At 31.9% G+C, this 7,520-nt stretch carries 8 protein-coding genes; 3 read left to right on the plus strand and 5 right to left on the minus strand.

Going from position 1 to position 7,520, the window contains the following annotated elements; all coding sequences use genetic code 11:
- The first annotated feature begins 58 nt into the window (after positions 1–58).
- The 3 genes from RMN92_RS02385 to RMN92_RS02395 all read left to right on the plus strand — a co-directional run bounded on the left by RMN92_RS02385 (position 59) and on the right by RMN92_RS02395 (position 3,101).
- Positions 59–517: an N-acetyltransferase gene (locus RMN92_RS02385; protein ID WP_309607864.1), complete on the plus strand. Its 459-nt coding sequence runs from the start codon at positions 59–61 to the stop codon at positions 515–517.
- Between the two features lie 13 nt (positions 518–530).
- The gene (locus RMN92_RS02390; protein WP_309607865.1) at positions 531–2,672 is read left to right on the plus strand and encodes a S46 family peptidase; all 2,142 of its coding nucleotides are present in this window, start codon (positions 531–533) and stop codon (positions 2,670–2,672) included.
- A gap of 183 nt (positions 2,673–2,855) precedes the next feature.
- Positions 2,856–3,101, plus strand: a complete 246-nt coding sequence (locus RMN92_RS02395; RefSeq protein WP_309607866.1) for a hypothetical protein — start codon at positions 2,856–2,858, stop codon at positions 3,099–3,101.
- 104 nt (positions 3,102–3,205) lie between these two features.
- On the opposite strand, the gene RMN92_RS02400 is transcribed toward RMN92_RS02395, so the two are convergent.
- The 5 genes from RMN92_RS02400 to RMN92_RS02420 all read right to left on the minus strand — a co-directional run bounded on the left by RMN92_RS02400 (position 3,206) and on the right by RMN92_RS02420 (position 7,049).
- Positions 3,206–3,553, minus strand: coding sequence for a DUF1508 domain-containing protein (locus tag RMN92_RS02400; RefSeq protein WP_309607867.1), 348 nt, complete (start codon positions 3,551–3,553; stop codon positions 3,206–3,208).
- Between the two features lie 9 nt (positions 3,554–3,562).
- Positions 3,563–4,387, minus strand: a complete 825-nt coding sequence (locus RMN92_RS02405) for a thymidylate synthase (protein WP_309607868.1) — start codon at positions 4,385–4,387, stop codon at positions 3,563–3,565.
- A 71-nt stretch (positions 4,388–4,458) separates the two neighbouring features.
- A complete protein-coding gene (locus RMN92_RS02410; RefSeq protein WP_309607869.1) occupies positions 4,459–5,082 on the minus strand; it encodes a bifunctional nuclease family protein in 624 nt (207 codons plus the stop codon).
- Positions 5,083–5,253: 171 nt separating this feature from the next.
- The gene (locus tag RMN92_RS02415; RefSeq protein WP_309607870.1) at positions 5,254–6,222 is read right to left on the minus strand and encodes an electron transfer flavoprotein subunit alpha/FixB family protein; all 969 of its coding nucleotides are present in this window, start codon (positions 6,220–6,222) and stop codon (positions 5,254–5,256) included.
- An 80-nt stretch (positions 6,223–6,302) separates the two neighbouring features.
- Positions 6,303–7,049 carry an electron transfer flavoprotein subunit beta/FixA family protein gene (locus tag RMN92_RS02420; RefSeq protein WP_309607871.1) on the minus strand — a complete coding sequence of 249 codons (747 nt, stop codon included), beginning with the start codon at positions 7,047–7,049 and terminating at the stop codon, positions 6,303–6,305.
- Positions 7,050–7,520: the final 471 nt, after the last annotated feature.

The following is a 7,520-nucleotide window of genomic DNA, read 5'->3' on the forward strand; positions in this document are numbered from 1 at the left end:
TATGGTGGAACATGGAAAGGCAACAGACATTAATCAAACACATTATTTAAAATAAATTTTGACAACTTTCAAACCTTTACAACTTTCTGATATAAAAAGCATTACAAGGCTGATGCAAGAATTTTATGCTATAGATAATTATCCAATAAACCTTGAAGTTTCCGAAAAACTCTTCGAAGATTTTATTGCTGATGAAAATTTAGGGAAAGCATTCCTAATTTGTCATTCTGACGAAGGAAGAATCTCAGAAATAGTTGGTTACACAATCATCACTTTTGTTTTTAGCTTTGAATACAAAGGTAAAATTGCTTTTATTGATGAATTATACATAAAAGATTCATTTCGTGGAAAAGGAATCGGATCAGAAACCATTCAGTTTATTAAAAACGAATGTCATAAATTAAAGTTAAAACTGATTTATCTCGAAGTTGAAAACCACAATCTAAAGGCTCAAAAATTGTATATTGCCAACGATTTTGAGTTTCACAACCGAAAAATCATGAAATACAAAATATAATAAATCCATTAAAATGAAATTTTTAAAACTATTCTTGCTATTATTTATCGTTCAAACCCAAGCGCAACAAGGCGGCATGTGGGTTCCTTCCTTGCTAAAAGGAATGAATGAATCTGAAATGAAAAATCTGGGAATGAAAATATCTGCGGAAGATATTTATTCTGTCAATAAATCCAGTCTTAAAGATGCGGTGCCGCAATTCAACGGTGGTTGTACATCGGAAGTGATTTCTCCAAAAGGATTGATTTTAACCAATCACCACTGCGGTTTCGATGCCATTCAAAACCAATCATCTGTAGAAAAAGACTATTTGACCAACGGTTTTTGGGCTTACAATATGAAAGAAGAATTGCCAAACAAAGACCTTGAAGTTACCTTTATTGTATCTATAAACGATGTTACCAAAGAAATTTTGGAAGGTGTAAACGCATTAACATTAGAAACTGAAAAGCAAAAGAAAATTCAGGAAAATATTTCTAAACTAAATTTGAGTTTCAAAAAAGAAGCTTGGCAAGAAAATAGAATTAGAAGTTTTTTTGAAGGCAATCAGTATATTTTGTTTGTCATAGAATCTTTTAAAGATGTACGTTTGGTTGGAGCACCACCAAGTTCTATTGGAAAATTTGGATCGGATACAGACAATTGGGTTTGGCCACGTCACACTGGCGATTTTTCGTTGTTTAGAATTTATGCTGATAAAAATAATCGTCCAGCGGAATATTCTGAAGACAATGTGCCTTACACGCCTAAACATTTTTTGCCTATTTCTCTCGATGGTATAAAAGAAAACGATTTTACCATGGTTCTTGGTTTTCCGGGCAGAACACAGGAATATTTACCGAGTTTTGCGGTAGCTCAAATTCAAAACGAATTGAATCCAGCTAAAATAGAAATTCGCGATGCAGCTTTGAAAGTGCAAGATGGTTTTATGAGAAAAGACAATGCCATCAAAATTCAATATGCTTCAAAATATGCTGGAGTGGCAAATTATTGGAAAAAATGGATTGGCGAAACCATGGGTTTGAAAAAATCTAACGCTGTTGCTAAAAAGCAAAAAGAAGAAGTTATTTTCAAAGAAAACGTGGCCAAAGCTGGAAAACAAAATGAATACGGAACTTTATTATCAGATTTTGAAAAAAACTACGTAGATATCAAAGATTATGCTTTGGCGAGAGATTATTTCACAGAAGTTTTTCTGAGAAATACAGAGTTATTAAGCACCGCTTATAAAATTTACCAATTAGAACAAGTTTTTAATGCCAAAGGCGAACAAGCTTTTAACGATAGAAAAAATAACTTGTTATCTAGTTTAAAAGATTTCTACAAGGATTTTAATCCAACAGTAGATGAAAAAGTTTTTGAGAAATTGGTTGACTTATATGTAAAGAAATCGCCAAAACAATTTTTGGCTAATGATTTAATCAATATTAATGCAACTAGTTTATCATCAGATATTTATAAAAACTCAAAATTAGTGACCTATGATCAATTGACAAATTTATTGACTGGCGATGCAAAATCAGTGATTGCAAATTTGAATAACGACAAAGGCTACTTATTTGTAAAACAAGCTGCCGATCAATATTTGAAACAAGTTTTACCAAAGTTTGATGAAATAAATCTTAAAAATGCATCACTTCAACGTACTTACATGAAAGCACAGTTGGAGTTGAATAAAAAAGCGCGAATTTTTCCAGATGCCAACAGCACCTTGCGTGTAACTTATGGAAAAGTAAAAGGCTATGAACCGAAAGATGCTACACTATACATGACCACAACCTATTTGGACGGTGTTATGGAAAAATATGTGCCTGGTGATTATGAATTTGATGTTCCAAAAAAATTAGTGGATCTGTACAATGCTAAAGATTATGGATCTTATGGAGAAAACGGCAAAATGCCAGTTTGTTTTATAGGTACAAACCACACCACGGGAGGAAACTCTGGAAGTCCAGCCATTGATGCCAAAGGCAATTTAATTGGATTAAATTTCGACAGAGTTTGGGAAGGCACAATGAGCGATATAAATTATGATCCAGCCATTTGTAGAAATATTATGGTAGATGCTCGTTATGTTTTATTTATAATTGATAAATTTGCAGGCGCTAAAAATTTAATTGATGAGATGAAATTGGTGCATCCAAAGAAAAAATAATCACCAAGTTTAACAATAAGTTTTTTAATATTTTAAATGTAAAAAGCTTTGGCATAATAGTTGTGATAAATATAAAATCTGTAAAGGAAATTTTTTTTTAAAAAAAAGTAAAAAAAAGTTTTACATATTAAAAAATTTATATCTTTGCAGAGAATTAATAATTAACCTTTTATATTAAGTAAGATGAAAAAAATCGTATTAAGTTTAGCTTTAGTAGCTATGATGAGTGTTTCTTTTGTATCATGTAAAGATGCTGCTGCTACTGAGCCAGCTGTAACTGAAGAAGCTCCAGCAATGGAAGAGTCTGTTGAAGCTGCTGCTGTAGCTGTTGATACTGCTGCTGCTGCTGCTGTTGAAGCTGTTGAAGCTGGTGCTGTTGAAGGAGCTGAAAAAGCTGCTGCTGAAGTTAAAGAAGAAGTAAAAAAATAATTAGATAACCTCTAATTTTTTACTAAAGCCATCCGCATTGCGAGATGGCTTTTTCTTTATATATATTTTAAGAGATTGCCTATAAAACGATTGTAAGTAAACAATTAAGTCTGAAAAATACTTTCATCGCTTGAAAAATCTAAAACTTCCGCTTTCATGGAATAAAGTATAATTTGATCAATTCCTTTTTGCAAACTAAATTCAGTTGTGTATTTTCTACTCACAGCCAAAACTTGACCATCTAAAATAAGTTTAAAAAAATACTTTTCTCTTGAAGCTTTGAATTTTAAATATTTGCTTTGTTCTAAGTTTTGTTTTACTAATTCAATATTTTTCTCGCAATCCACTTTTAGTTCAAACCCTTGACTAGACAATATTATTTTGCCTTTCTTGGACATGAAATTAAATTTAAAATCACCATTAAGTTTTTTACTAATTACAAATGTTCCCATAGAAATTATTTATACAGCTATAGCACCTTTTATATGAGGATGAGCATCATAATTTTCTAAAGTAAAATCTTCAAACTTAAAATCAAATATGTTTTTAATCTCTGGATTTAAAACCATTTTTGGCAATGGTTTTGGGTCTCTTGACAATTGCAATTCAAGTTGTTCAATATGATTGTCATAAATATGCGCATCGCCAAATGTATGAATGAACTCGCCATATTTTAAATCACAAACCTGAGCAATCATCATAGTAAAAAGTGCGTAAGATGCAATATTAAATGGAACTCCCAAAAATATATCTGCACTGCGCTGGTAGAGTTGGCACGATAATTTGCCATCCGATACATAAAACTGAAAAAAGGCATGGCAAGGCGGCAATGCTACTTTTCCTTCTGCAACATTTTCTGAGAAAGATTTTGTAGTATCTGGCAAAACCGATGGATTCCATGCAGAAACTAGCATTCTTCTGCTGTTTGGATTGGTTTTTAAAGTATATATTAACTCTGAAATTTGATCTATTTCTTCGCTATTCCAATTCCGCCATTGAGAGCCATACACTGGACCTAAATCTCCTTTTTCATCGGCCCAAGCATCCCATATTTTTACGCCATTTTCATTTAAATAGCCAATATTGGTATCGCCTTTTAAAAACCAAAGCAATTCGTAAATTATAGATTTTAAGTGTAATTTCTTGGTCGTAACCATTGGAAAACCTTCATTCAAATCAAAACGCATTTGGTATCCAAAAACACTTTTTGTTCCTGTTCCAGTTCTGTCACCTTTTTGATTTCCGTTTTGTAGAACATGTTTAACTAAATCTATGTATTGCTTCATTACTGTGAATTTGGTTATTTGGTTATTTGTTGATTCGAATAACCGAATTCACAAATAATCGAATCAACATTTTAAGGTTCTCTCTTCGAAATTTCGTCTCTTATTTTTGCTGCTTTTTCATAATCTTCATCGTTTACAGCACTTTCAAGCATTTCGTGGAGTTCAGAAAGACTTTGTTGTGTATAAGAACTTTTGCTATCGTTGGTTTCTTCCATTCCAAAGTTTTCTGGCGAAGAAAGTACATCGTCCAAAATACTACTTTTATTTTCGTTTTCAGGATTGGTTTTTAAGAATATTCCAGCTTTTTCAAGAATGTTTTTGTACGTAAAAATGGGTGCATTAAATCGAAGCGCAAGTGCAATAGCATCAGAAGTTCTGGCATCTATTATTTCTTCAATTTTGTCTCTTTCACAAATCATACTGGAATAAAAAACTCCATCAACAAGCTTGTGAATTATAATTTGCTTAATTACAATATCAAATCTATCTGCAAAATTTTTGAATAAATCGTGCGTGAGTGGGCGAGGTGGCTTGATTTCTTTTTCCAAAGCAATGGCTATCGATTGTGCTTCGAATGCGCCAATTACAATGGGGAGCTTTCGGTCACCATCAACCTCATTCAAAATAAGAGCGTAAGCGCCATTTTGTGTTTGGCTGTAAGATATTCCTTTTATAGTTAGTTTTACTAAACTCATTTTAAATATTAGATTGAAGATTTTAGATATTAGATTTCAGAATCTAATTGTATAAAGCAATGCTGTTTTTATTACACGCAAAGTAACAAAAAACTTTTGCTTCTAAAAAGAAAAAACTACCTAATAATAATAGATAGTTTTTTAGGAACAAAAAATTTATTTTATGTAATTCTAATTATTTTGAGCTTTAAAAGCTTTTAGTTTTTCTGTTAATCTTGGAAGAATATCAAAGGCGTCTCCAACTATTCCGTAATCGGCTACTTTGAAAAATGGTGCATCAGCATCAGCATTGATGACAACTTTTACTTTTGATGAGTTGATTCCTGCAATATGCTGAATGGCTCCAGAAATTCCAACAGCAATATATAAATTGGTTGCTACAGGTTTTCCAGTTTGACCAACGTGTTCACTATGCGGTCTCCAGCCTAAATCTGAAACTGGTTTTGAACAAGCAGTTGCAGCACCTAGAACCGATGCTAGATCTTCAATTAATCCCCAATTTTCAGGACCTTTCATTCCACTACCACCTGAAACTACTACATCAGCATCAGCAATGGTAACTTTTCCTGAACTTTTTTCTACAGATTGCACTTTTACACCAAAATCTTCATCGGAAATACTTGGCGAAAAATCTTCCGAAGTTGCAGCACTAGGATTTTCAAAAATCCCATAAGAGTTTTTCCCTAAACTCAATATTTTAACATCTGTCGAAATTTCAGTTATATTGAAAGCTTTGTTTGAAAAAGCCGTTCTTTTTACTTGAAATGGCGATAAGCTTACAGGCAAACCTACTACATTGGATGCAAATCCAGCTTCTAAACCAACTGCAACAAGCGGTGCCAAATACAAACTATCTGTAGTTGAAGAAAGTAAAACCAATTTTACATTCTCTTTTTGAGCTGCTTGTTTGATTACATCTGCGTAAGCTTTTGCAGTAAAACCAGCTAATTTATCGTTGGTTACTTTTAAAACTTTATCTACACCATATTTTGATAATTCTGAAGCATCATTCATATTTACAGTAACTGCTGTTACGGTAGTTGATAATGTTTCTGCTACTTTTTTTGCATAGGAAGCCAATTCGAAAGCTACTTTCTTGAATTTTCCTTCTGCCGATTCTGCGTATATTAATATTGACATGATAATTTAAATTTAAAGATTAAATAATTGAAAAATTTAATGATTTCAAAAATTCGTAATTCGTAATTCGTAATTTTTAATTAAATCACCTTCGCTTCATTGTGCAATAAATTGATTAATTCGTCCAAGTTATCTGCACTTATTAGTTTTACTGCCGATTTTGGTGCTGGTTTTTCAAATTTTATAGCTTTTGTTTCAGTTGATGCAGTTACTGGCTCAAGAATAGTCAAAGCTTTGGTTCTGGCGGTCATAATGCCACGCATATTTGGAATACGAAGATCTTTTTCTTCAACCAAACCTTTTTGTCCACCAACTATAAGTGGTAGAGTGGTCGAAACAATTTCTTTTCCACCATCAATTTCTCTTGAAGCTTTTGCATTTGTTCCATCGATTGTTAATTCTGTACAAGAATTTACAAAATTAAATCCGAGAATTCCAGCTATCATTCCTGGAACCATACCGCCATTGTAATCCAATGATTCTTTTCCAGCAATGATCAGGTCATAATTACCATTTTTAATGACTTCAGCCAACTGTTTGGCTACAAAAAAACCATCAGTTGCAGGAGCGTTTACACGAATGGCTTCATTTGCACCAATGGCCAATGCTTTGCGCAAAGTTGGTTCAGTTTCTGGACCACCAACGTTTACAACAGTTACATTTGCGCCTTGTTGTTCTTGAAACCAAATGGCTCTTGTTAAACCAAATTCATCGTTAGGATTTATTACATATTGAACACCATTGGTATCAAATTCAGAATCGCCATTGGTAAAATTAATTTTTGAAGTAGTATCAGGGACATGACTGATGCAAACTAATATTTTCATTTCTTATATCTTATAATTGAAATACAAAAATATAACAATATTTTAAATAATATACTATGCGTGCATAATATTTTTAAATTATTGAAATTAATAATTATGATGATTAATATTAAATTTTTTTTTCTATTTTTAGAAAATATTATGATACTGAAATCTGTACTTGTGAATGATGAAATTCTGATTTGATAGATGTAAATTATTCTTAAAAATCTTTATTTCAAAATTAAAACATGTTAGTTATATTTGTTTTAACAAAAGATGATGAATTACATTTTTTTTAAACTAATTATCTTCAGAAACAGGTAACAAAAACAAAAAAATTGATATTATATCATTGTTGTCCGATAAAAAAGAAGCCAAATTAATGGCTTCTTAAAAAACATCGTAATTTTGAGTTGCAAAATTCAAATAACGATGGGCAAAAATAAGTATTTTTCGACTAAATCTGTTTTCGGACAGTTGATTTCTTTA

It is taken from the genome of Flavobacterium sp., from assembly GCF_031363805.1.
In the GTDB taxonomy this organism is placed as follows: Bacteria; Bacteroidota; Bacteroidia; order Flavobacteriales; family Flavobacteriaceae; genus Flavobacterium.

Coding starts and splice junctions, on each gene's coding strand:
- RMN92_RS02400 (WP_309607867.1), bottom strand. CDS start 3,553: ATGGGAACATTTGTAATTAGTAAAAAACTTAATGGTGATTTTAAATTT.
- RMN92_RS02420 (WP_309607871.1), bottom strand. CDS start 7,049: ATGAAAATATTAGTTTGCATCAGTCATGTCCCTGATACTACTTCAAAA.
- RMN92_RS02405 (WP_309607868.1), bottom strand. CDS start 4,387: ATGAAGCAATACATAGATTTAGTTAAACATGTTCTACAAAACGGAAAT.
- RMN92_RS02390 (WP_309607865.1), top strand. CDS start 531: ATGAAATTTTTAAAACTATTCTTGCTATTATTTATCGTTCAAACCCAA.
- RMN92_RS02415 (WP_309607870.1), bottom strand. CDS start 6,222: ATGTCAATATTAATATACGCAGAATCGGCAGAAGGAAAATTCAAGAAA.
- RMN92_RS02395 (WP_309607866.1), top strand. CDS start 2,856: ATGAAAAAAATCGTATTAAGTTTAGCTTTAGTAGCTATGATGAGTGTT.
- RMN92_RS02410 (WP_309607869.1), bottom strand. CDS start 5,082: ATGAGTTTAGTAAAACTAACTATAAAAGGAATATCTTACAGCCAAACA.